This window comes from Vicinamibacterales bacterium, assembly GCA_036496585.1.
GTDB lineage: Bacteria > Acidobacteriota > Vicinamibacteria > Vicinamibacterales > 2-12-FULL-66-21 > JAICSD01.
The window spans coordinates 22,480-47,082 of record DASXLB010000006.1 but is presented as its reverse complement, the minus strand read 5'-3'; the positions used below and the strand labels follow the sequence as shown (position 1 = coordinate 47,082).

At 67.5% G+C, this 24,603-nt stretch carries 20 protein-coding genes; 16 read left to right on the top strand and 4 right to left on the bottom strand.

Translation table 11 applies throughout. From position 1 onward, the window contains the following. Positions 1–12 precede the first annotated feature (12 nt). Positions 13–1,272 (top strand): PLP-dependent aminotransferase family protein, encoded by a 1,260-nt coding sequence (locus VGI12_02260; protein HEY2431467.1) that lies wholly within the window; start codon positions 13–15, stop codon positions 1,270–1,272. On the opposite strand, the gene VGI12_02255 is transcribed toward VGI12_02260, so the two are convergent. Beyond that, positions 1,190–2,542, bottom strand: a complete 1,353-nt coding sequence (locus tag VGI12_02255; protein HEY2431466.1) for a PQQ-binding-like beta-propeller repeat protein — start codon at positions 2,540–2,542, stop codon at positions 1,190–1,192. The two genes, VGI12_02260 and VGI12_02255, sit on opposite strands and share 83 nt — an antisense overlap. A 112-nt stretch (positions 2,543–2,654) precedes the next feature. On the opposite strand from VGI12_02255, the gene guaA reads away from it, so the two are divergent. The 15 genes from guaA (at position 2,655) to VGI12_02180 (ending at position 21,578) form a co-directional block, all read left to right on the top strand. Then, positions 2,655–4,202: a glutamine-hydrolyzing GMP synthase gene (gene guaA, locus VGI12_02250; GenBank protein ID HEY2431465.1), complete on the top strand. Its 1,548-nt coding sequence runs from the start codon at positions 2,655–2,657 to the stop codon at positions 4,200–4,202. A 22-nt stretch (positions 4,203–4,224) separates the two neighbouring features. Continuing rightward, positions 4,225–7,797, top strand: coding sequence for a DNA polymerase III subunit alpha (gene dnaE, locus VGI12_02245; GenBank protein HEY2431464.1), 3,573 nt, complete (start codon positions 4,225–4,227; stop codon positions 7,795–7,797). Positions 7,798–7,932: 135 nt separating this feature from the next. Further along, positions 7,933–8,937, top strand: a complete 1,005-nt coding sequence (locus VGI12_02240; protein HEY2431463.1) for an acetyl-CoA carboxylase carboxyltransferase subunit alpha — start codon at positions 7,933–7,935, stop codon at positions 8,935–8,937. Next, entirely contained in the window at positions 8,934–10,658 is a 1,725-nt protein-coding gene (gene recJ / locus VGI12_02235) for a single-stranded-DNA-specific exonuclease RecJ (GenBank protein HEY2431462.1), read from the top strand. Before VGI12_02240 ends, recJ begins: the two co-directional genes overlap by 4 nt. Before the next feature lie 44 nt (positions 10,659–10,702). Then, entirely contained in the window at positions 10,703–12,928 is a 2,226-nt protein-coding gene (locus VGI12_02230; GenBank protein ID HEY2431461.1) for a hypothetical protein, read from the top strand. 24 nt (positions 12,929–12,952) lie between these two features. Then, on the top strand, positions 12,953–13,678 hold the full coding sequence (gene lptB / locus VGI12_02225; GenBank protein ID HEY2431460.1) for an LPS export ABC transporter ATP-binding protein: 726 nt from the start codon (positions 12,953–12,955) through the stop codon (positions 13,676–13,678). 37 nt (positions 13,679–13,715) lie between these two features. After that, positions 13,716–15,176 carry an RNA polymerase factor sigma-54 gene (gene rpoN, locus VGI12_02220; protein HEY2431459.1) on the top strand — a complete coding sequence of 487 codons (1,461 nt, stop codon included), beginning with the start codon at positions 13,716–13,718 and terminating at the stop codon, positions 15,174–15,176. Between the two features lie 26 nt (positions 15,177–15,202). Further along, positions 15,203–15,733 carry an HPF/RaiA family ribosome-associated protein gene (locus VGI12_02215; GenBank protein HEY2431458.1) on the top strand — a complete coding sequence of 177 codons (531 nt, stop codon included), beginning with the start codon at positions 15,203–15,205 and terminating at the stop codon, positions 15,731–15,733. Between the two features lie 42 nt (positions 15,734–15,775). Continuing rightward, positions 15,776–16,750, top strand: coding sequence for an HPr(Ser) kinase/phosphatase (hprK, locus tag VGI12_02210; protein HEY2431457.1), 975 nt, complete (start codon positions 15,776–15,778; stop codon positions 16,748–16,750). 16 nt (positions 16,751–16,766) lie between these two features. Next, complete coding sequence (gene rapZ, locus VGI12_02205) at positions 16,767–17,681, top strand: RNase adapter RapZ (protein HEY2431456.1); 915 nt, start codon at positions 16,767–16,769, stop codon at positions 17,679–17,681. 426 nt (positions 17,682–18,107) lie between these two features. After that, positions 18,108–18,539: a PTS sugar transporter subunit IIA gene (locus VGI12_02200; protein ID HEY2431455.1), complete on the top strand. Its 432-nt coding sequence runs from the start codon at positions 18,108–18,110 to the stop codon at positions 18,537–18,539. Further along, positions 18,539–18,835, top strand: coding sequence for an HPr family phosphocarrier protein (locus tag VGI12_02195; protein HEY2431454.1), 297 nt, complete (start codon positions 18,539–18,541; stop codon positions 18,833–18,835). Before VGI12_02200 ends, VGI12_02195 begins: the two co-directional genes overlap by 1 nt. Next, positions 18,832–20,559: a phosphoenolpyruvate--protein phosphotransferase gene (gene ptsP, locus VGI12_02190; protein ID HEY2431453.1), complete on the top strand. Its 1,728-nt coding sequence runs from the start codon at positions 18,832–18,834 to the stop codon at positions 20,557–20,559. The genes VGI12_02195 and ptsP overlap by 4 nt, the downstream gene beginning before the upstream one ends. A 107-nt stretch (positions 20,560–20,666) precedes the next feature. Then, the gene (locus VGI12_02185; protein ID HEY2431452.1) at positions 20,667–21,050 is read left to right on the top strand and encodes a hypothetical protein; all 384 of its coding nucleotides are present in this window, start codon (positions 20,667–20,669) and stop codon (positions 21,048–21,050) included. A 60-nt stretch (positions 21,051–21,110) separates the two neighbouring features. Next, a complete protein-coding gene (locus VGI12_02180; GenBank protein ID HEY2431451.1) occupies positions 21,111–21,578 on the top strand; it encodes a single-stranded DNA-binding protein in 468 nt (155 codons plus the stop codon). A 99-nt stretch (positions 21,579–21,677) separates the two neighbouring features. Here the strand turns inward: VGI12_02180 and VGI12_02175 are convergent, their stop codons facing one another. The 3 genes from VGI12_02175 to VGI12_02165 all read right to left on the bottom strand — a co-directional run bounded on the left by VGI12_02175 (position 21,678) and on the right by VGI12_02165 (position 24,591). Further along, positions 21,678–22,532, bottom strand: coding sequence for a tetratricopeptide repeat protein (locus tag VGI12_02175; GenBank protein HEY2431450.1), 855 nt, complete (start codon positions 22,530–22,532; stop codon positions 21,678–21,680). A 2-nt stretch (positions 22,533–22,534) separates the two neighbouring features. Continuing rightward, positions 22,535–23,113, bottom strand: a complete 579-nt coding sequence (gene pal, locus VGI12_02170; protein HEY2431449.1) for a peptidoglycan-associated lipoprotein Pal — start codon at positions 23,111–23,113, stop codon at positions 22,535–22,537. 98 nt (positions 23,114–23,211) lie between these two features. Next, positions 23,212–24,591, bottom strand: a complete 1,380-nt coding sequence (locus tag VGI12_02165) for a DPP IV N-terminal domain-containing protein (GenBank protein ID HEY2431448.1) — start codon at positions 24,589–24,591, stop codon at positions 23,212–23,214. Between the last annotated feature and the right edge of the window lie 12 nt (positions 24,592–24,603).

The window sequence follows — 24,603 nt, the reverse complement described above, 5'->3', positions numbered from 1 at the left end:
AGTGTCGGTCTGATGAACTACGATTCGTTGCTGTCGCGCGCCGCCGGCCGCATGACGCACTCCGCCATCCGCAAGATGGGCACGCTGCTCACGCCCGGGCGCGACATCGTGTCGTTCGCCCCTGGGTACCCGGCACCCGAGACCTTCGCCTGGGACGAGTTCCGGTCGATTGCCACCGAGCTGCTGGCGAGCCGCGATGCCAGCATCCTGCAGTACGGTCCGACACGCGGCTACCGGCCGCTGCTCGAAGTGATTGCCGGCATCCAGCGGAGCCGCGGCATCGAGACCGCCATCGAAGACCTGCTGGTCACGACCGGATCGCAGCAGGGGCTCGACCTCGTCGCGCGCGTGCTTGTCGATCCCGGTGACGTCATCATCGTCGAGCTTCCCACCTACGTCGGCGCGATCACCGCCTTCCGCAACGCGCAGGCCTCGCTCGTCGGCGTCCCGCAGGGGCCCGACGGCATCGACCTCGAGGCGCTCGACACAACGTGCGCGCGGCTCCTCGCCGAGGGGCGCCGCGTGAAATTCCTCTACGTCGTCCCGAACTTCCAGAACCCGACCGGGCTGCTCGTCGGCCTCGACAAGCGGCGCCGGCTGCTCGAATGGTCGGAGCGCCGCAACGTGCTCGTCGTCGAAGACGATCCGTATCGTGATCTCTACTTCGAAGACTCGGCCTCCGAGCAGGACGTCCGGCCGATCAAGGCCGAGGACGGCGGCGGACGGGTCATCTACTTGAGCAGCTTCTCGAAGACGCTCGCGCCCGGCTACCGCGTCGCCTGGATGGCGGCGGCGCCGCCGCTCGCCGCGAAGCTCGAGATGGCCAAGCAGTCCGAGGATCTGATGGCCGGCTCGCTCGACCAGCGCGTGGTCTACGAGGCGTGCCGGCGCGGCGTCCTCGATCGGCAGATCCCGATGCTGCGCCGTCACTACGCGGCCAAGCGCGACGTCATGCAGCAGGCGCTGACGCGCCACCTCGGTGATCTGGCGCGGTGGCCGAAACCACGCGGCGGCTTCTTCCTGTGGTTGACCCTGCCGGCCTCGATCGACGCCGATCGCATGCTGGCTCGCGCGATCGAGGAAGGGGTGATCTACGTGGTGGGTGAGGCCTTCTACGTCGACGGCCAGGGACAGAACACGGCGCGGCTCTCGTTTTCGGCGCCGACGCCCGAACGGATCGAGATCGGCGTCAGCCGCCTGGCCCGCGTGCTGCGCGGCGAACTGGCAGCACCGGCGACAGGGCCCGCAGCTGTAGACCCGGGAGGGTCGTGAGCGGCACGAGCAGCGGATCCTTCAGCACCACCGGCCACTCGATGGCGTCGAACGGCTGCGCCGGCGGATCGCCGATCAGCTGCAGCCGCAGCAGGATCTTCGCGGTTGGCTGCAGCTCCGGATCGGTCAGAAAGGGAGGCCCCGGCAGCGCGGTGAGATCCGCGAGCGGCACCAGCGCAGCTTCGCCGGCCGGCGCGAATTTCGTCAGGTTCCACTCGTTGGTCAGCCCGCCCGTCACCACGAACACCGCCGGCCCCTCGACCGAGTCGACGATCGCCGGCGGCAGGTGCGGCGCCATTTCCCCCGGCAGTGGCAGCGCGCCGGCCTTGTCGCCGTTGCGATCCCAGAGCATCTGCAGCTGGTTGGCGCCGGTCGGCACGAAGACGATGTGGCCGGACACGAACACACCCAACGAACTCCGCTGACTCAGGCCGGCGTGCCACCGCTGGTTACCGTTGTCGCGGTCGAGCGCGCGGACGACGTTGTCGAGCGATGCGACGTAGACGCGGTCGTCGTCGACGGCCACCTGGCCGACGGCGAGCGCGCCGAGGCGAAAGGGCGGCCGCTCGTCTCCTTTCCGCCCGTCGAGCGAACGGAACCACTTGTCTCCGGTGCCGACGTAGACGCGTCCGCCGTACGCGGCAATCGCGGTGATGCCGCCGTCGAAAAAGCGGTCCCACACCTCGGAGCCGTCGGCCATCGACAAAGCGAGGACGCGTCCGTCGGTTGCGCCGGTGTAGACGCGTCCAGCGTCGAGCGAGGCGGAGAGCGTGATCCCCCCCGCATCGTGTCGCCAGGCGACCTCGCCGGTGGCCGCGTGGATCGCGATGACCTCGGTGTCGGTGATCGCGAGCAGCCAGCCGGTCCGCGCGAGCAGGGGAGCCGACGTTTTCGTCCGCGGCAGAAGCCAGGCGCTTCGCCCGGTGTCCGCATGAAGCGCCTCGATCGCGTCGCCGCCCGCCAGGATGAGGAGATCTCCCTCGACTGTCATCGGCAGGGAGACGTCTTTGTTCTGGCGCCAGAGTTCGCGGCCGTCCCGCGCGTCGCGGGCCTGGAGCACACCGGCGGCGTAGGCGAGGTAAATGCGCGTGCCGTCGCTGACCGGTCCGGCGCTGACGGGGCCGTCGAGCGGCACCGACCACCACTGCGCAAGCGGCAACCTCGGAGGCGGCGGACGGTCGGCGGCCGCGACGCGGCCGGCGACGATCGCGATCAGCAGTGCGGCGAGCGCAAATGCCCTACAAGATATGGTGGTGGCGGCGCGCCGCACACCTTATAATAGCGCTTCAGGCATCGGGTGATCTCGTGATCGGGTGATTGAATGATCTCGGCAGATCACTTGATCACCCGATGACCTGATCGCCCGATCACCCGATCTTCCTGTGGCACATCAAACCATCGTCGTTCTCGACTTCGGATCGCAGTTCACGCAGTTGATCGCGCGCCGCTTGCGGGAGCTGTCGGTCTACTCGGAAATCCTTCCGTACAACACGCCGATCGCCGACATTCGCGTCAGGAACCCGGTCGGCATCGTGCTGTCGGGCGGTCCGCGGAGCGTGCGCGAGCCGTCGGCGCCGCGGTGCGAGCCCGGGGTGTTCGAGGCGGGCGTGCCGGTGCTCGGCATCTGCTACGGCATGCAACTCATGACCGACGCGCTCGGCGGAGAGGTCGCGCCGGCGCCGCAGCGCGAATACGGGCACGCGATCGTCCGCGTCGAGGCGCGGGCGCCGATGCTGGCGTCGATCGCGCCGGAGCTGCGCGTGTGGGCGAGCCATGGCGACTTCGTAAAAACGGTGCCGGCCGGGTTCACCGTCACCGCGACGAGCGCCAACGCGCCCGTCGCCGCGATGGCCGACGAAGCGCGGCGGTACTACGCGCTGCTGTTTCACCCCGAGGTCGCGCATACCGATCGGGGGACGGAGATTCTGCGCAACTTCGCCTTCGACATCTGCGGCTGTACCGGCGACTGGACGATGGCGTCCTTCGTGCAGGACACGGTGGAATCGGTCCGGCGGCAGGTCGGCGACGGGCGCGTCGTGTGCGGACTGAGCGGCGGCGTCGACTCCACTGTGGCGGCGCTGCTCATCCACCGGGCGATCGGCGATCGGTTGACCTGCATCTTCGTGGACAACGGCGTGATGCGCCTCGACGAGGCGGCGCAGATTCGCACGCGCTACGAGAAACTGCGCCTGCCGCTGGTGTTTGCCGACGCGACGGATTTGTTCCTCGGCCGTCTGGCTGGTCTCACCGATCCGGAACAGAAGCGGAAAATCATCGGCGCCGCGTTCATCGAAGTGTTCGAAGCCGAAGCCAAGAAGCTGGAGGCGCAGCAGGGCGGGTTCGATTTTCTCGCGCAGGGAACGCTGTATCCGGACGTGATCGAGAGCGTCTCGGTGATCGGGCCGTCGCACGTGATCAAGAGTCATCACAACGTCGGCGGATTGCCGGAGCACATGCGCTTCACGCTCGTCGAGCCGTTGCGCCAGCTCTTCAAGGACGAAGTCCGAGCCGTCGGCCAGGAGATGGGGCTCGAGGACGAGTTCGTATGGCGTCAGCCGTTTCCCGGACCAGGGCTGGCGGTCCGGATCCTCGGCGAGATCACGCCGTCGCGGCTGGACCTGCTCCGTCACGCCGACGCGATAGTGTCGGAAGAAGTGAAGCACGCCGGCTGGTACCGGCGGCTCTGGCAGTCGTTCGCGGTGCTGTTGCCGGTGCAGAGCGTCGGGGTGATGGGGGACGCGCGCACCTATGAGTACACGGCCGCGATCCGCGCCGTCGACAGCAAGGACGGCATGACCGCCGACTGGGCGCGGCTGCCGCATGAGCTCCTCGCGTCGATCTCCTCGCGCATCGTCAACGAGGTGAAGGGCATCAACCGCGTGGTCTACGACATCAGCAGCAAACCGCCTTCGACGATCGAGTGGGAATGACCTTCGTCCTTCGAGATTGACGATGGCGGCCGAATTCGTTCACCTCCATCTGCACTCCGAGTACTCGCTGCTCGACGGCGCCTGCCGGATCGAGGAACTGCTCGACAAGGCGGTCGAGCTCAAGATGCCGGCGATGGCGATCACCGAGCACGGGAACATGTTCTCGTCGGTGGTCTTCCACGACCAGGCGCGCAAGCGCGGCATCAACCCGATCCTCGGGTGCGAAGTCTACGTCGCGCCGGGCGACCGCCGCACCAAGAGCGGGTCGCCGGGCGAGACCGCCAACCATCTGGTGCTCCTGGCCGAGACCAACGAGGGGTATCACAACCTGATCAAGCTGGTCTCGTCGGGCTACACGGAGGGCTTCTACTACAAGCCGCGCATCGACAAGGCGCTGCTGGCGCAGCACGCGAAGGGGCTGATCGGCCTGAGCAGCTGCCTCAAGGGGGAGGTCGCGACCGGCATCCGCACCGAGCAGCAGCACAAGGCGATCGCCGCCGCGGCCGCCTATCGCGACATTCTGGGGCGCGACAACTTCTTCCTGGAGATGCAGTATCAGGGCATCGACGAGCAGCAGATCGTCAACACCGGCCTGCAGCCGATCGCGCGCGACCTCGGCATCGATCTGGTCGTCACCAACGATGTCCACTATCTCAAGAACTCCGACTACAAGCCGCACGACATCCTGCTCTGCATCGGCACCGGCAAGACGGTCAACGACACCGACCGCCTGAAGTATCACGGCGACCAGTTCTTCCTGAAGACCGCCGAGGAAATGGCGCGCGTCTTCCCGGACCATCTCGACGCGATGCGGCGGACGGTGGAGATCGCCGCGCGCTGCCACGTCGATCTCTCGTTCAAGGAGAACTACCTTCCGAACTTCGAGGTCCCGGACGGTTTCACGCTCGACGAGTACTTCGAGCACATCGTCCGGCAGGGGTTCGAGATGCGGCTGGCGCGGCTCAGGGACCTGGCGACGCAGGGACGGCTGACCCACACCATCGACGAGTACGAGCGGCGGCTCTCGTACGAGATCGAGATGATCAAGAAGATGAAGTACCCCGGATACTTCTGTATCGTCTGGGACTTCATCCGCTATGCGCGCGAGCAGGGGATCCCGGTTGGCCCCGGCCGCGGCTCCGCAGCCGGCAGCTTCGTCGCCTACTGCCTGCGCATCACCGACGTCGACCCGATCGAGTACGACCTGATCTTCGAGCGCTTCCTCAACCCGGAGCGCGTCTCGCTGCCCGACATCGACATCGACTTCTGCGAGCGGCGGCGCGGCGAGGTCATCGAGTACGTGACGCGCAAGTACGGGCGCGAACAGGTCGCGCAGATCATCACGTTCGGGACGATGAAGGCGCGCGCGGTCGTCCGCGACGTGGCGCGCGTCATGGACATCCCCTACGCCGACGCCGACAAGGTGGCGAAGGCGGTCCCGCCGGCGCTCGACATGACGCTGGCCAAGGCCCTCGAAGAGAGCCCGCCGCTCAAGGAGATGGTCGAGAAGGACGAGCGGGTCAAGGAGCTGATCAGCGTCGCGCAGCGCCTCGAGGGGATGACCCGCCACGCTTCGGTGCACGCCGCCGGCGTCGTCATCGCGCCGCGGCCGCTGACCGAGTTCGTTCCCCTCTACAAATCGCAGAAGGACGAAATCGTCACGCAGTGGGCGATGAAGGAGGTCGAGCGCGTCGGCCTCCTCAAGATGGACTTTCTCGGCCTCAGCACGCTGACGCTGATCCAGGACTGCCTGGCGGAGATCAAGCGGACCGAAGGCGTCGATCTCGACATCGACGCGATCCCGCTCAGCGACGGCAAGACCTACAAGCTCTTCTCGGACGGGCAGACCTACGGCGTGTTCCAGTTCGAAAGCTCGGGCATGCGCGAGCTGCTGCGCAAGGCGAAGCCGGAGCGCCTCGACGATCTGATCGCGCTCAACGCGCTCTATCGTCCAGGCCCGCTCAAGTCGGGGATGGTCGACGACTTCATCTCGCGCAAGCAGGGAAAGACCGAGGTCAAGTACGAGCTGAAGCAGCTCGAGCCGATTCTCTCCGACACCTACGGCGTCATCGCCTACCAGGAGCAGGTCATGCGCATCGCCGCGGTGCTGGCCGGCTTCACGATGGGACAGTCGGACGTGCTGCGCAAGGCCATGGGCAAGAAGGATCCCAAGGTCATGGCCAAGCAGCGCGAGGCCTTCATGGAAGGGGCGCTGAAGAACGGCGTCAACGAGAAGAAGGCCAGGAAGATTTTCGACCTGATGGAGTTCTTCGCCGGCTACGGCTTCAACAAGTCGCACTCGACGACCTACGCGTGGGTCGCCTACCAGACCGCCTACCTGAAGGCGAACTACCCGTCGCATTTCATGTCGGCGCTGCTCACCATCGAAGCGGCCAACACCGACAAGCTGGCGATGTATCTCGGCGAGTGCCGCGACCTGGGTATCCCGATCCTGCCGCCCGACATCAACACCAGCCAGCTCGCGTTCACCGTCGAGCGAGGACAGGCCGGCGTGATGACCGGCACTGCAGGAAGCGACGCCACGGCCTCCGTCGGGCAGGGCGTGAGCGCCTCGGCACAGGGCGGGAGCCCGTTCTCGGCGAACCCGCCCGTCCGCTTCGGCCTGTGCGCCGTCAAGAACGTCGGCGAGGGCGCGATCCTCTCGATGCTGGCGGTGCGCGCGGAGAAGGGCAGAATCGAGTCCCTGTTCACACTGTGCGAACAGGTCGACCAGCGGCTCGTCAACAAGCGGCCGCTCGAGAGCCTGGTCAAGGCCGGCGCCTTCGACGATCTCGCCGCCGGATCGATCGCCCAGCGCCGGGCGCGGCTCTTCGCCGCGGTCGACAAGGCCGTCGAGCACGGCAGCCGCCGCCAGCGCGATCGTCAGGACGGCCACGTCTCGCTCTTCGGCGGCGACGAGGAGGGGGGCGACGCGGCGATTCCGCTGCCCGAGGCGGCGGCGTGGAACGACGCGCAGCAGCTGGCGTTCGAGAAAGAGGCGCTCGGCCTCTACATGTCCGGCCATCCGCTCGAGCGCTTCAGCGACGAGCTGAAGACGTTCGGCGCCCAGCGCCTCGGTGATCTGACGCAGTCGCTCGCCGACGTCTGGATCGCCGGCATCGTCAGCGGCCTGCGTCCGCTCAAGACCAAGAAGGGCGATCGCATGGCGGTATTCATGGCCGACGACATCGCCGGCGGCGTCGAAGTGGTGGTCTTTCCCGAGGCCTTCGGCAAGCACGGCCACCTGGTGGTCGCTGACGCCATGCTCCTGGTGCGCGGCAAGTACGAGCGCGACGACGAATCCGCCCGCCTCGTCGCCAGCGAACTGCAGCCCATCTCGATGCTGAAGGAGCGGACGACGCGGGAGGTGGTCATCCACCTGCGGGCGCCGTCCCGGGGGGTGCTCGAAGCGCTGGCCGAGCTGCTGTCGCGCCACCGCGGGGATCGCCGCGTCTGCCTCGAGCTCGACACCAAGCGGAATGGCCACCCGGCGCTGCGCGTCCACGCCGACGTCGCGCAACGGGTGAGGCCTTCGGAAAAGCTGGTCGAGGAAGTCGAACGGCTATGCGGCGCGGGCACGATAGAGTTGCGTTGACGCCAGGTCCGAAGCGCCGGGCGGCGGTCGTGCGGGTCGGGCACTCGGCGTCGACGGGATTACGCGGTGGCCGGGCCTGCAGGTCCGGCATGGAAGCGGACAGCCCGGACCTTCGGGTTCGGCGGGGTAGGACGAATGCCTGAACTGCTGGAATTCGAAGAGCCGGTGGGAGTGCTGCTGAAGGAGATCGAAGCGCTCAGCATGCTTCCCAAGACGGCGGAGCGTGAGAAATCGATCGACTCGCTGCGGCGGCGCGCGGACGAGATCCGGGGCGAGCTGTTCAGGAATCTGACGCCGTGGCAGCGCGTCCTGGTGGCGCGGCATCCCAACCGGCCCAATACGCTCGACTACATCGAGCGGCTGTTCACCAACTTCGACGAACTGCACGGCGATCGCCGCTTCGCCGACGATCATGCGATCGTCGCCGGGCTTGCCGAGCACCGCGGGCGGCCGGTCGCGGTCGTCGGCCACCAGAAAGGGCGCGACACCAAGCAGAAGATCTTCCGCAACTTCGGCTACGCGCGGCCGGAGGGCTACCGCAAGGCGCTGCGCGTGATGCGCCTCGCCGAGAAGTTCTCGCGGCCGATCGTGGTGTTCATCGACACGCCGGCCGCCTACCCGGGCATCGAGTCCGAGGAGCGCGGCGTGGCCGAAGCCATCGCCGTCAACCTGCGCGAGATGATGCTGATCGAGGTGCCGATCGTCGTGATCGTCTGCGGCGAGGGCGGCAGCGGCGGCGCACTCGGGATCGCCGTCGGCGATCGCCTGCTGATGCAGGAATTCTCGGTCTACAGCGTCATCCCGCCCGAGGGCTGCGCCGCCATCCTGTGGCGCGACGCCAACCGGAAGGTCGAGGCCGCGACCGCGCTGAAGATCACCGCGCCGGATCTCGTGGCGCTCGGGCTCGTCGACGCGATCATCCCGGAGCCGCAGGGGGGGGCCCACAACGACTACGACGCGGCAACCGCGCTCGTCGATCAGGCGCTGGCGGCCTCGCTCGACGAGCTGTCGGAGCTCGGCGTGCCCGAGCGTCTCGAGGCCCGCTACCAGAAGTTCCGCCGCATGGGAGACGTCGGGCTGGAGGATCCAGCCGCGTCCGCCGCCGGGACGCCTGGGCCGTCGCAGCCGACCGCTGAATGAAATCGATCCTGTGGGACCACCTGCCGTGCGATGACGCCGCCACCGAACGGCTCGCCGCGGCGCTGAACCTCCACCCGACGGTGGCGCGGCTGCTGTGCCTGCGCGGCCTCGGCGATCCCGACGCCGCCGGCCGCTTTCTGTCTCCGACCCTCGATCACCTGCACGATCCCTTTCTGCTCGCCGACATGCTGAAGGCCGTCGAGCGCATCGAACGGGCGCTGGCGAACAAGGAACGCATCGCCATCCACGGCGACTACGACGTCGACGGCATCACCTCCACCGTCATCCTGCGCCGCGCGCTCGAGATGCTCGGCGGGGAAGTCGTCCACTTCATCCCCGAGCGGCTGCGCGACGGCTATGGCCTGCAGCCGGCCGCCATCGATCGCCTCCACGCCGAGGGGGTCCAACTGGTGATCTCCGTCGATTGCGGCATCCGCGCCACCGAGGCGACGGCGCGCGCCCGCGAGCTCGGCGTGGATCTGATCATCACCGATCATCACGAGCCGGAAGGCACGCTGCCGCCGGCGCTGGCCGTGATCAATCCCAAGCGCGCCGACTGCCGCTATCCGGACAAGAACCTCGCCGGCGTCGGGGTCGCGCTGAAGCTCGTCCAGGCGCTGTGCGGCCGCGCCGATCGGGCGAAGTGGCTGCCGGCGTTCGTCAAGATCGCCGCGATCGGCACGCTGGCCGACGTCGTCCCGCTGGTCGGCGAGAACCGCGTCATCGCCAAGCTCGGGCTCGGATCGCTCAGCACCGGGCGTCACACGGTTGGCCTGCGCGCGCTGCTCGAGGCGTCAGGGCTGACGGGCAAGCGCATCGACAGTTATCAGGTCGGCTTCATCCTGGCGCCGCGGGTCAACGCGGCGGGCCGGATGAGCACGCCCGACATCGCCACCCGCCTCCTCCTCGCCAACGACGAATCGATGATCGAGGAAGCGCGCGCGCTCGCGCAACAGCTCAACGACGAGAACCTGCGGCGGCAGACCGAGGAAGCGGAGCTCGTCACGCAGGCCAAGAAGGCGATCGAGACCGATCCGGCCATCGGCGCGCACAACGTGCTGGTCGTCGGCGGCGACGGCTGGCATCGCGGCGTCATCGGCATCGCCGCGTCGAAGCTCGTCGATCAGTACCACAAGCCGGCGATCGTCCTGTCGGTCGAGGGCGGCGTCGCGCACGGCTCCTGCCGCAGCATTCCCGCGTTCGACATGCTCGACGCGCTCGAGCGGTGCGCCGATCTCTTTCACCGCTTCGGCGGTCACCGCCAGGCCGCGGGTCTGACGATGGATGCGGCGCGGGTACCCGAGTTCCGCGCGCGGATCAACGCCCACGCCGACCATGTCCTCGAGCCGGATCACCTGCGGCCGCGGCTGCGCATCGACGGCACGCTCAACCTCAGACACATCACGCCCGCGCTGGTCGACGGGCTGAACGCGATGGCGCCGTTCGGCCTCGCCAACCCGCGTCCGGTCTTCCATGCGATGCCGGTCGAGATCGTCGACGGCCCGCGGCCGATCAAGGATCGCCATCTCAAGATGACGTTCCGGCAGGACGGCCGCAGCTTCCGCGCGATCGCGTGGCGCGCCGCCGAACGCGCCGCGTTCCTCACCGAGCACCGCGCCGGCGTCAACCTGGCGTTCTCGCTCGAGCAGAACGAGTATCAGGGCGAGACCTATCTCGAGCTGTCGGTCGCCGATTTCAAGCGACTGGACGACGTACAATAGAGGCACTTCCGGAGCGCTCGGCGCCGACCCGAGCGACGTAGACCATGCGCTGGCAGAAGATCCTGCGGTGGGCGATAGCCGCGTTCGTGCTGGCCTACGCCGGATGGCTTGTCGTGTCGCTGCGGCGCCCGCATCAGCGGGCCGCGGGGCCGGCCCCGATCAAGACGCTCGATCCGAAGGCGGCCGTGCAGACCACCGGCAAGGGGGAATTCACCACGATCCGCAACGGCAAGCCGGATTTCTCCATTCAGTTCGGCAACCAGGTCTATTACGAGGACGGCCGATCGCGATTCGGCGGCGGCATCCGGGTCAGCATCCCCGATCGCAACGGCCGCTCGGTGCTCATCGAGGCGCAGGAAGCCGACGTCGTGCAGCCGCCTGGCCAGCCGCTCAAGACGGGGATCTTCAAAGGCGGCACGAAGATGACGACCAGCGACGGCGTCACCGTGCAGGCGGCGACCGCCAGCTACGACGGCGCCACCCACACCACGACCATCCCCGGGCCGCTCACCTTCAGCAAGGAGCGGATGACCGGCAGCGGCGTCGGCGGCAGCTACGATCAGGACCGCGCCGTGCTGTGGATTCTCAAGGACGCGAAAATCGACGTCGCGCCAGACGAGAAAGGGAGCGGCGCGATGCACGTGACCTCGACGCAGGCCGGCATGGCGCGCCAGGAACACTACATGAAGTTCATCGGCAGCGCGCACCTCGACGGCGAAGGACACCTGATGGACGCCGACGAGGCGACCACCTACCTGACCCAAGACGACAAGCGCGCGACGCGCATGGAGCTTCGCAGCAACTCGCGCATCACGAGCAAGCCCGGTACGAGCGGCCCGCAGGAGATGCGCGCCAAGGACATCGACATCGCCTACGCCGCCGACGGCCGCACGCTGCAGTCGGCACATCTGGTCGAGAACGCCGCCGTGCGGCTGCCCGGCGATCCGGGCAAGCCGGGCAAGCAGATTGCCGCCAAGAACATCGACGTCGGGCTGGCACCCGACGGGGAGACGGTGACCAATCTCAACGCGACCGAGAACGTCGTCGTCGATCTGCCGGCCGACGGCGAGACTCCAGCGCGCAAGATCCGATCGACGATCCTGATCGCCACCGGCGCGCCGCCGGCCGGCGGGCAGCCGGGGGGGATCCGCAACGCGACCTTCGGCGGCGGCGTTGATTTCCGCGAGCATCGCGACGCCAAAGGCAAGCTGACGGCGATCGAACGCACCGCGAAATCGGACAAGCTCGAGATCCAGACCAAGCCGGGCTTCGGCGATCTCGAGCGCGCCGACTTCCATACCAACGTGCGCTTCACCGACGGCGCCACTACGACGGCCGACGCGCCAACCGCCGTCTACGACATCGCGCGGGACCGTCTCGACCTGAGCCCGGGCACTGGCGATGGCGGCAAAGGGCCGCACGTGACCGACGGCCGCATGTCGACGGATGCGGCCCACATCCAGATGGCCTTGTCGGCGCAGAAGATCAAGGCTGACACCAACGTACGCAGCGTGGTGATCCAGCAGCAGGGCAAATCGAACGACGACACCGTGAAGGTGCCGTCGATGCTCAAGCCGGACCGTCCGGTCTACGTGAAGTCGAACCGCCTCGATTACGACAGCGCCTCCTCGCTCGCCACCTACGAGGGCGGCGGACGTCTCTGGCAGGACGGGGACGACGGCTCGACGATCCTCGCCGACACCATCGTCCTCGACGACAGGACCGGCAACCTGCACGCCATCGGCAGCGTCGTGACCACCACGTTCATGAAATCAGCCGGCCAGCCCGATGCGAAGCCGTCGAGCAAGGACGACAAGCAGACGCCGACCATCACCAAGGCCGAAGAGATGGTCTATGTCGACGACAAGCACCTGGCCACCTACACCCGCGGCGTCCACATGAACGGTCCCGACCGCGATCTCACGTCCGAGAAGCTGGACCTGTATTTCGCCGAGGAGGGGGGCGACCTCGAACGGGCCGAGGCCGAGGGCACCGTGGTGTTGAAGCAGATCAACCGGCGCTCGTTCGGGCGCCACCTGTCCTATGCGGCGAAGGACGAGCTGTATACGATGATCGGCGTGCCGGCGTTGGTCTACGACGACGCGGCGCCCAACTGCAAGCTCACCAAGGCGCCGACCGTGCAGTTCCGCGGGGACCAGTCGACCGGCAGCGCCACGGGCAACGGCACGTTCGGCCAGAAGAGCGAGAAAGTGGCATGCGGCACCGGGCCGGACAAACCGCCGAACAATCCTGACCTGAATGACGAATGACGCAGGCACAATGATGAATCCTGAATGCCGACGCTGCACACGCGTGAACTGACGAAGTCCTACGGCGGCCGGACGGTCGTCCGCGGCGTCAACATCGAGATCGAGTCCGGCGAGGTCGTCGGGCTGCTTGGCGCCAACGGCGCCGGCAAGACGACCACGTTCTCGATGGTCGTCGGCCTGACGGCGCCGGACACCGGCCGCGTGCTGCTCGACGGCGCCGACGTCACCGACGACCCGATGTATATCCGGGCCCGCAAGGGCATCGGCTACCTGCCGCAGGAGGCGTCGATCTTCCGGGGGCTGACGGTCGAGCAGAACATCATGGCCATCCTGGAAACGCTCAGGCTCAGCGGCTCGGAGCGCCGGGCCCGACTGAGGGAGCTGCTGGCGGAGCTGGGGCTGACGCCGCTCGCCAAGTCGCCGGCCTACACACTCTCGGGTGGCGAGCGCCGGCGGGCCGAAATCACCCGGGCCCTCGTCATGTCTCCCAAGTTCATGCTGCTGGACGAGCCGTTCGCCGGCATCGACCCGATCGCGGTCACCGACATCCAGAAGATCATCGCGCACCTGCGGGACCGGGGAATCGGGGTCCTCATCACCGACCATAACGTGCGCGAAACGCTGAAGATCACCGATCGGGCCTACATCGTCCACGACGGGGTGATTTTCAAGAGCGGAACGCCGCAAAGCCTTGCCGACGACGAAGATGTGAAGCGCATTTACCTCGGAGCCGACTTCCGGTTGGACTAGAATCAAGTAGGCCGGACTGTCAGTCCGGCAAACGCAAATGGCGATCTCGCAGAAGCTTCATACCAAACTCGTCCAGAAGCTCATCCTTACGCCGTCGCTCCAGCAGGCGATCAAGCTGCTGCCGATGTCGACGCTGGAGCTGGCCGACCTGCTCAACCAGGAAATGGTCGAGAACCCTCTCCTCGAAGAAGTACCGACCGAGGAGTTGCAGCCGGCCGAGCAGCAGGCGCAGAACGAGAAAGCCGACGCCGAGAAGCCCTCGGCGGAGAAGACCGACCAGTGGGACGACGCCGACTACGAGTACTTCTTCGGCGACTATCTCGACGACGGCTACCGGTCGCGGACCCCTTCCGAGGTCAAAGAACTCCCGCCCATCGAGAACACGCTGTCGTCGACCGGTTCGCTGTCGGATCACCTGATGTGGCAGCTGTCGATGGAAGCGGAGAACGACAAGCTGAACGACCTTGGCGATCGGGTGCGCGACATCGGCACGGCGATCATCGGCAACCTCGATGACGACGGCTACCTGGTCGCGTCGGTCGAGGAGATCGCCGCGATGGGGGACTGGGCGGTCTCGGATGTCGAGCGCGTGCTGCAGCATGTGCAGGGCTTCGACCCGCACGGGGTGGCGGCGCGCGACCTGCAGGAGTGCCTCTGGCTGCAGCTGAAGTTCCTCGGCCTCGAGGGGACGGCGACCGAAAAGATCGTCACCGAGCACCTGAAGCTGCTGCAGAACCACCAGGTGCCGGAGATCGCGCGGCGCATGGCGCTGCAGATCGAAGATCTCAAAGAGCACATCGAGATCATCCGCAACCTCGATCCGAAGCCGGGCAGCCGCTACAACCCCCAGCAGTCGCAGTACGTCATCCCCGACGTCTACGTGGTCAAGCTGGAGGACCAGTACGTCGCGATGCTCAACGAGGAAGGGCTGCCGCAGCTGCGCATCAGCCCGACCTACCGGCGGCTGCTCGACAAGAACGGCGGCAGCGCCCAGGCGAACGATGAGACGCGCGCCTACGTCAAGGACAAGTTCCGCTCGGCGCTGTGGCTGATCAAGTCGGTCGACCAGCGGCAGAAGACGATCCAGAAGGTCGCCAACAGCATCATCAACTTCCAGCGCGAGTTCCTCGATCACGGCATCGAATACCTGCGGCCGCTGGTGCTGCGCGACGTGGCCAACGACATCGGCATGCACGAGTCGACCGTCAGCCGCGTCGTCAACAACAAGTACATGCACACGCCGCAGGGCGTGTTCGAACTGAAGTACTTCTTCCACAGCGGCATCAGCAGCTCGTACGGCGACAGCGTGTCGTCGGTGACGATCAAGCAGCGGATCCGCAAGATCATCGAGAACGAAGACCCGCGCAAGCCGCTCAGCGACTCGAAGATCGTCAGCATCCTGCAGAAGGAAGGGCTGATGCTGGCCCGCCGCACCATCGCCAAGTACCGCGAAGAGCTCAAGATCCCCACCTCCAACCAGCGTAAGGTGCTGTACTAGCCGGACGCTGGCGACTGGCCGCCCTCATGCGCGTAGACAACATCACCGGGCGACATGTCGAGGTCACGCCGCCGCTGCGGCGGCTCGTCGATCAGGCGCTCGCCAAGCTGGAACGGATCCTCAACGATCGCGCGGTGTCGGCCACCGTCACCCTGACCAAAGAGAAGTACCGCCACATCGTGGAGATCCTCCTGCACGCGCGCGGCGATCACCGGCTGACCGGCGTCGGGCGGGGCAACACCTGGCCGCTCGCCGTCCGGCAGGCGCAGCAGAAGGTCGAACAGCAGGCGAAGAAGCTCAAGTCGAAGTGGACCGACGGCCGTCACCGCAGCGCCCGCGCCGAGCGGAGCGATGCACCGGCCCGCGCCGACGCCGTCGCAGGTCCTCGAATCGTTCGCGGACGCTACCCGATCAAGCCGATGTCGATCGACGACGCCGTCCTGCGCCTCGACAGCGGCAGCGAGGCGTTCGTGGTGTTCCGCGACGCCGACAGCGACCGCGTCACCATCCTTTACCGCCGCAAGGATGGGAATTTCGCGCTCATCGACCCAGAGTGAGTCGAGCGTCGTGAACCGGCACTCCGCAGTCGGCAATCGGGCATGATCGGCGTTTCTGTCGCCACCGTCCTCCGCGACCTTGCCGAAACGAGCGGCGCCGGCCTGGAGCTGGTGGCCGGCGGCAGCGGCGCCGACCGCCGCATCACCAATCCTCATCCCCAGAAGACCGGTCTCGCCCTCTCGGGGTTCGATCAGTACCTGCGCGAGGGACGCGTGCTCGTCCTTGGCGAGAGCGAGATCCGCTTCCTCGAGTCGCTCTCGTCTGCGGAGCGCATGGACGTCGTCGGCCGTGTGTTCGCGCACGACATTCCCTGCCTGGTCGTCACCGCGGGGTTCGCGCCGCCGCCGGAGCTCGCCGCCGAGGCGGACCGCGTCGGACTGCCGCTGTTGCGCTCGCGCGGGGCCACGCCGATCGTCATGGCGCGGCTGTCGGCCGCGCTCGATGCGTATCTGGCAGCGCGCGCCGTCGTGCACGGCGTGCTGATGGACATCCTCGGCCTCGGCGCGCTGATCGTGGGGGAGAGCGGCATCGGCAAGAGCGAGTGCGCGCTCGATCTCGTCGTCCGCGGCCATCGCCTCGTCGCCGACGACGCCGTCGAGCTGCGGGCGCGGGCGGAATCCTTCCTGATCGGCAGCTGCCCGGAGCTGACGCGCCATCACATGGAAATCCGCGGCCTCGGGCTGATCAACGTGCAGGACCTGTTCGGCGTCGCCTCGACGCGGAGCTCGAAGCGCATCGAACTGGTCGTCCAGCTCGAACGCTGGGATCCGGCCCGCGAATACGATCGGCTCGGGCTCGACGAGGCGCACTACGAGACGCTCGGCATCCGCGTCCCGATGATCCGGATGCCCGTCGCGCCCGGGCGGAATCTCGCGATCCTGGTGGAAGTGGCGGCGCGGAACCAGTTGCTGCGCAACGGCGGGTTGAACTCGGCGCGGCGGCTGACCGACAGGCTCGACGCAGAGCTGGCGCGCGCCCGCGAACACGTCGACATCGATTTCGGAGAGGACATCTAGTGCGACGGTGGTGCAGGTGAAGGAACGGAGACACGCGGCGCGCCGCGCCGCCCGCACGGCAGTTGCTTCGCGGTTCGTGGTCCTGACCGGGCTGTCCGGGTCGGGCAAGTCGCAGGCGATCCGCGCACTCGAGGATCTCGGCTACTTCTGCGTCGACAACCTGCCAGTCGGGCTGCTGCCGATGCTCGCCGAGCTGACGCTGCGCGCTGGCAGCGACATCGGACGCGCCGCCGTGGTTGTCGATGCGCGGGAGGGGAAGATGCTCGACGAACTGCCGAAAGTGCTGCGGCGGCTCCGCGGCATGCGCCTCCTGAATCCGGTGCTCATTTTTCTCGACGCCCAGGACGCAGTGCTGGTGCGCCGGTTCAGCGAGACGCGCCGGCCGCACCCGCTGGCCCCCGATCGGTCGGCGATCGAAGGGATCCGCGAGGAACGGGAGCGGATGAAGCCGCTGCGCCGTCTCGCCGATCACGTGGTCGACACCTCCGCGATGACGGTGCACGAGCTGCGGCACGCGTTCCGCAACGTCGAGACCGGCCGCTCGCCAGGCGCGCAACTGGTCGTGACGGTGCTCAGCTTTGGGTTCAAGCACGGCATTCCGGTCGATTCGGATCTGCTCTTCGACGTCCGCTTCCTGCCCAACCCGCATTTCGTCCCCGCGCTGCGCCCGCACACCGGACGCGACCGGGAGGTCCGGCTGTTTCTCGACAAGTCGTCGGCGACGCACGAGTTCCTCGAGCACACGCTGAACCTGTTGCGGTTCCTGATCCCGCAGTACGTCGCGGAAGGAAAGTCGTATCTGACGGTCGGGATCGGCTGCACGGGCGGACGCCACAGGTCGGTGATGGTGGCGGAGGCGATCAAGAAGGGGCTGAGCGGGCTCAAGGGAGTTCAGAGCAGGGTCAGGCATAGGGATATTGCGATCGAATAGAGGCTCCGCTGTCGGTGCCAAGGGTGCTAAGGGTGCCAAAGGTGCTAAGGGTGCTGGTGCGAAAGGTGCTCAGGGTGCGAAGGGTGCTGGTGCGAAGGGTGCGAAGGGTGCTGGTGCGAAGGGTGCTGCTGCAGAGGGTGCGAAGAGTGCTGGTGCAGAGGGTGCGAAGCGGGCGGACGGCGCAGGAGAGAGCGTGCTGATCGGATCGAGCGCGCCTCGGCGCAGAGTCCAGCTCGCGGGCGAGGCAGTGTTGACACCGCCGGCGACGTCGGCTGCCTTGACGTCAGAAGGCTCCTTCTCTGTGTTCGCACCCTTGGCACCAGCACCCTTGGCACCCCTGGCACCCTTCGCACCGGCACCTTTTGCACCTTTGGCGCCGTTAGCACCTTTGGCACCGACAGGAACTCCCCCCGCTTGACTCCGACCATGCGCGTCGGAGTCGTCGTCGTCACCCACGGCCAGCTCGCGGCGGAGCTGCTGAACGCGGCGGAGATGATCGTCGGCGATCTGCCGCACTTCGCCGCCGTATCGATCGGCTGGCACGACGACGTCGACCAGGCGCGCAACGAGATCGGCAAGGCGATCGAGCGCGTGCGTGAGAAGGCGTCGGCCGCCGGCGGCCCGGCCGGCGTTCTCGTACTCACCGACATGTTCGGCGGCACGCCCGCGAATCTCGGCGTCACCTTCCTCGACACCGACAAGGTCGAAGTGATTACCGGCCTGAACCTGGCGATGCTGATGAAGCTGGCGCGGCCGCTGAAGGACACGGATCTGCTGACCCTCGCCCGCGACATCCGCGAGCAGGGGCGCAACGCCATCTGGGTTGCGTCGGACCTGATTCGCGGCGAGAAGACGTAATGCAGACGTGCCAGCTGTCGATCTCGAACGCGCTCGGATTGCACGCGAGGGCCGCGGCGAAGTTCGTGCACACCGCGGGCGGCTTCGCCTCGCACATCCGGGTCGCGCGCGGCGACCGCGAGGTCGACGGCAAGAGCATCATGGGGCTGCTGCTGCTGGCCGCGGCGCAGGGGAGCGCCATCCGCATCTCGGCGGACGGCCCGGACGAGGCCGACGCGATCGCCGCGCTCTGCGCGCTCGTCGAGCGCGGATTCGACGACGTGCCCTTGGACGGGGCGCAGGGCGGGCCGGCGTGAAGCTGACCGGCCTCGGCGTGTCTCCGGGAATCGGCATCGGCCGCGCGCTCGTGGTCAGCCGCGCGATTCCGACCCTGCGCTTCCGCGTCGCCGAACGGCGGGTCGGCAGCGAACTGGCGCGGCTCGACGCGGCGCGCGCGCAGTCGCGGATCCAGATCCAGCAGATCCAGAACAGGATCGCCACCGCCGCAGGCAGCGAGCACGCCTACCTCTTCGACGCGCAGCTGCTCATGCTCGACGATCCGATGCTGGTCGATCGCGCCGCCGCGATCGTGCGGCAGGATCGGCTCAATGCCGAATCCGCCCTGCAGCGCGCCCTCGAAGAAGTGTCGGCGCTCTTCGACCGCATCGACGATCCCTATCTGCGCGAACGCAAGGGGGACGTGGCCGACGTGGTCGGGCGGCTGGTCATGAACCTGACCTCGAACGGCAGCGCACTCGAGCTGTTCCGCGACGTCGAGGGGCCGCTGGTCCTGATCGCCGACGAGTTGAGCCCGTCGCTCATCGCCCAGCTCGATCTCGATCGGCTCGCCGCGCTCGTCACCGACGCGGGCAGCTGGACCTATCACGCCGCAATCCTGGCGCGATCGATCCACGTGCCGGCGGTGGCCGGCCTGCGCCACGCGAGCGGCGTGGTGCCGCCTGGAGCGATCGTCGCAGTCGACGGATCGTCGGGCGTCGTGCTCGTCGATCCCCCGGCGGACGTGCTCGCCGATCTCGAGGCGCGCTCCCGCAAGCGCCGCGCCGACGAGCGATCGCTCGACGAGTACGCGGCGCTGCCGGCGGTCACCGCCGACGGCACCGTCATCCGCATCGAGGCGAACGTCGAGCTCCCCGAAGAGGCGACCCGCGCGCGCGAGCGCGGCGCCGAAGGCATCGGGCTCTACCGCTCCGAGTTCCTGCTCGCCGGGGCGCTCGCCGCCGGCCTCGACGAGGACGCGCAATACCGGGTCTATCGCCGGCTGATTGAGGCGATGGCCGGCGGCCGGGTCACCGTCCGCACCTTCGACGTGAGCGAATCGCAGCTCGGGCTGTCGGCGGCCGGCGAGACGGCGCGCGCGCCGCTGGGACTGCGCGGCCTGCGGCTGAGCCTCGCGTTTGACGACGTGTTCCAGACACAGCTGCGCGCGCTGCTGCGTGCCGCCGCGCACGGTCCGCTGCGCGTGATGTTCCCGTTCGTGACCGGCGTCGAGGAACTGCGCGCCGCGCGCGCCGCGGTCGTGCAGGCGGCCGAGACGCTGCGGTCGCGCGGCACGAGCGTGCCGCACCTACCCCTGGGCGTCATGATCGAGGTGCCCTCGGCGGCGCTGACGATCGATCTGCTGGCTGCCGAAGCCGACTTCGTCAGCATCGGCACCAACGATCTGATCCAGTACACGCTGGCCGTCGACCGCACCGACGACCGCGTGTCGCGGATGTACGAGCCGCTGCATCCGGCGATCCTGCGCGTGCTGCGCCAGGTGGCCAAGGGCGCCGCCCGGCGGGGCGTCCCCGTCTCGGTCTGCGGCGAGATGGCGGCCGACCCGGCGCTGCTGCCGCTCCTCATCGGGCTCGGCCTGCGCGAATTCAGCATGACGGCGGCAGCGATTCCGATGGCCAAGCAGGTCGTCCGCGGCCTCCGCGTGGCCGACACCGTCCGGCTGGCCGGCCGCGCGCTCAAGGCCGCCACGGCCGCCGACGTCGAAGCGGTGCTTGCCGAGTCGATGGCCACGGTGAAGAGGTAGACGCCGGGATTTTCCCGGCGAGGTTGCGCGCGAGCAGGCGTGCAGGAGAACCCGAGGGCGACGCCCTCGGATTAAACTGACCTGGTCTGTCACGCGGAGGAGCGAGAGTGAACGAAGTGACGAAAGTGGAGAAGCCGTGGGGCTACGAGCTGCACTGGGCCAAGACCGGCCGCTACGTCGGCAAGCTCATTCACGTCAGTGCCGGCCACGCGCTAAGCCTGCAGTATCACAACGAGAAGGACGAAACGATCTTCCTCTCGTCGGGCCGTATGCTGTTCGAGATCGCGGCGCGGCCGCTCGCCGACGGCGAGGCGTGGACGCCCGCGCACGCGCTCACCAGGCGCGAGATGGCGCCAGGGGAGGCGGTCCACGTGACGCCCAAGACGGTTCACCGGATGACGGCGATCACCGACTGCGATATCTTCGAGGTGTCCACGCCGGAGCTGCACGACGTCGTGCGGTTGGAAGACCGCTACGGACGCAAGACCTAGCCGGCCGCGCCGATTGGCGCGCTGACGCGCGGTGCACACCAGAGGCAGAGAGGACGAAGCATGGGAAGCGTGAATAAAGTGATCCTGGTCGGCAATCTCGGGCGCGACGCGGAGCTGCGGTACACGCCCGGCGGCGCGCCGGTTGCGACCCTGAACCTGGCGACCACCGAAGTCTGGAACGACAAGACGTCGGGCCAGAAGCAGGAAAAAACCGAGTGGCATCGGATCGTCCTGTGGGGAAAGTCCGCCGAATCGCTGTCCGAGTACCTGACCAAGGGCAAGCAGATCTTCGTCGAAGGACGGCTGCAGACCCGCAAGTGGCAGGACAAAGACGGCCACGAAAAATACACGACCGAAATCCGAGCCGACCGGATCACGCTCCTCGGCGGGGGCGGTGGGGGCGCCGGAGCCGGAGCCGGGGCCGGAGGCGCCCGCCAGCCGCAGCGTGCATCGGGTGCGCCCGGTGGCGATCACGAGCCGATGGGCGAGCCGATCGCCGACCTGTCCGACGACGACATCCCGTTCTAGTCGCCACGGCAAAATATATCGACTCCGAGCGCCGGGCCTTCCTGATGGGGAGGCCCGGCGAGTGCCGTTCGTCGGGATGCCGAGCCGGGGACTCGGGCCCTACTTCCGGTTCAGCCGGAGCAGCGCCTGGTTTGCCTGCGCTGCCTGGAAGCTGGTCGGAAACTTCTGGGCGACTGTCTCGTACGCCTTCTTGGCCAGGTCGGGCTGCTTCAACTGTTCGTAGGTCTGCCCGAGCTTGAAATAGGCCTGCGCGTTGGTCTCGGCATCCTGCGGGTACTTCTGCGTCACCTGCGTGAAGGCGTCGCGTGCTTCGTTCCACTTCCCCTGGTTGTAGTACGACGCGCCGATGTTGAACTGCGCGATCGCGGCCTGCGGCAGCGTCGGGAACGTCTGGATGAACAGCTGGAATCCCTGGATCGCGGTGTCGTAGCGGCCCGACGAGAAATCGTCGAACGCCGAATCGAAGGCGCGCTGCGGTGAAATCCCGATCGGCACCGGCGTGGCGGCCACGGCTGATGGCATCGACGCGCCGGTCGTGTCGCCGGCGCCGGGAGCTGTTCCTGACAGCGGCAGCTGGGTCGAGGAGGCACCCTGCGGCGGTTGCGAGGCGAGCGCCTGGCGCAGCGCCTGGATTTCCTGCGACACCGTCGAGATCCGGACGTTGGTGTCGTCGGCCTTCTCGCGCAGCACGCGCACCGTATCGCCCATGTTGGTAATGGCCAGCGTCTGATCGGCCGTCGCCTTGCGGTTCGACGAGACCTGATCATCCAGCTTGGCCGAGACCGCCTTGAGCGCATCCTGCAGCGATCCGAAGAGCTGCTGCATCTGCGCATTCTGCTCCTCGAGCATGCGCATTTCCGCAAGCAGCTGCAGGTATTCCTTGCTCGGGCCGGCCGACGCGGGGCGCGGCATCAGCATCACGCCGGCCAATAGCAGCAGGGTGGTCTTCTTCATGGCTACTTGCTCGTCACAACGAAGTGGGCGCGGCGGTTCTTCAACCAGGCGTTCTCGTCATGTCCAGGGTCGAAGGGGAATTCCTTGCCGTAGCTGACTGTCCGCAGGCGATCCGCCGGAATGCCCAGCGACACCAGATAGGTCTTGGCCGACAAGGCCCGCTTCTCGCCGAGCGCCAGATTGTACTCGGCTGTGCCGCGCTCGTCGCAGTGGCCTTCGATCGTGATGACCCAGCTGGGGTACTTCTTCAGGATCGTCGCGTTGGCGGTGAGCGCCTGCTGGCCGGCGGCATCGACGTCGTAGCTGTCGAGCAGGTAGAACACCGGCTGGAACGGCGAGTTCTTGTTGATCGTGTCGAGATCGGCGCCGCCGATGGGATCCTCCGAGATCGGCGGCTCCTTGGGAACTGGCGTGGTGTCGGCGGTCGGCCGCGGCGGTTCTGGCTGCGCCGGCGGCGCCGCCGTCGAGCCCGATGTCGAGGGCGGCAGCGGCCGCGCCACCGGAGGCTTGGGGTTGTGGCAGGCGCCGGCAAACACGGCCAGCGCCAGCACGACGATGGCGGCAGTGCGCTTGTTGGTCATCGGTCTCTGTCTACTCCGTCTGCTGTGCGAACCGCGAACTTCCGAGTACGGTCGCGAGACCGCCCCGGCGGACGTCGATGTCGGATGCCACCTGTCGGCTACCGGCTCCAGTTCGGGAACTTGTTGTTGCCCTCGCGCGTGATCTGCCTCAGGTTCTCGCCCGTACGATCGATCGTGTAGATCTGGATCTTACCGTTTCGCGTCGACGTGAACGCGATGTGCCGTCCGTTGGGGGAGAACGCCGGGCTCTCGTTGCTACCGATGCCGTCGGTCAGCTTCTTCGTCTCGCCGGTCGCGACGTTGTAGACCTTGACGTCGTAGCCGGGCCCGGTCCGCGCCGCGTAGGCGATCTCGTTGAACTGTCCCGACGACCAGGTCGGCCGGTCGCAATACTCGCTGATCAGCTGACGCACGCCGGTGCCGTCCGCGTTCATGACGTAGATGTGCGGCGCGCCGGTGCGATCTGACACCCACGCCAGCTGATCGCCGCTCGGCGACCAGGTCGGCGTCACGTCGATGGCGGGATTATTGGTCATCCGGCGCAGGTTGCTGCCGTCGCGGTTCATCACGTAGATTTCGGGGTTGCCGTCGCGGTTGGTCGTGAACGCGATCCGCGATCCGTCGGGCGAATAAATCGGCAGGTAGTTCTGGCGCTGCGGGCTGCCGGCGGCCGGCGTTGCCCGCTCGCCGGTCTGGATGTAGGAGACGATGATGTCCTGATAGGTCCCGAATTCTCCCGACGGGCGATAGCTGGTGTAGGCGATCGCCTGGCTGTCTGGCGACCAGACCGGCGTGATGTTCAGGGTCGTCGTGTTCGTCACCCGGCGGGGATTGGCGCCGTCGTAGTCGGCGATGTAGATCTCCTGCACGTCGCGGTTGGCGACGCCAGACTTCGCACGCTCCTTGTCGCGGTCGGACGAAAAGGTGAGTCGCGTCCGCGCGACGCCGTCGATGCCGACCTGCTGCTTGTGCAGCTCGTCGGAAATCGTGTGTGCGTAGCGGCGCGGGTTGGCGATGGGGCCGCTGTACTCCTTGCCGAAGAGCATCCGCCCCGTCGAGACCTGGATCAGCTTCACCTGGACGACGGCGCCGGTGCCGTCCTTGCGGACGCTGCCGACCACGAGGCCGTCCGGCGTGAGCTCCTTCCACGGCGCGAGATTGACGTTGTCGATCGACGTCACCGGTCCGGCCGTGGCGACCATGTCCTTCTTGATCAGATAGAACTCGCGCTCGTAGTCGATGTCGTCGAAGAGCACGTCGCCGATCGTCTTCGCGGCGGCGACGGTTTCGGCGTCCTGCGACATCGCCACGAACGGGGCGATTGCCAGTTTCGGCGGACCGCCCCCTTCGACGCCGAGGCGGACGGTCTGGTTCGGCTCCTGTGCGCCAGGCGGCGGGACCGCCGGCGCCTGCTGAACGGGCGCCGCCAGGCTCGCCAGCGAGGCGAACGCGGCGCACGTGATGAAAGTCTTGGTCATGCCTCTCCCGTC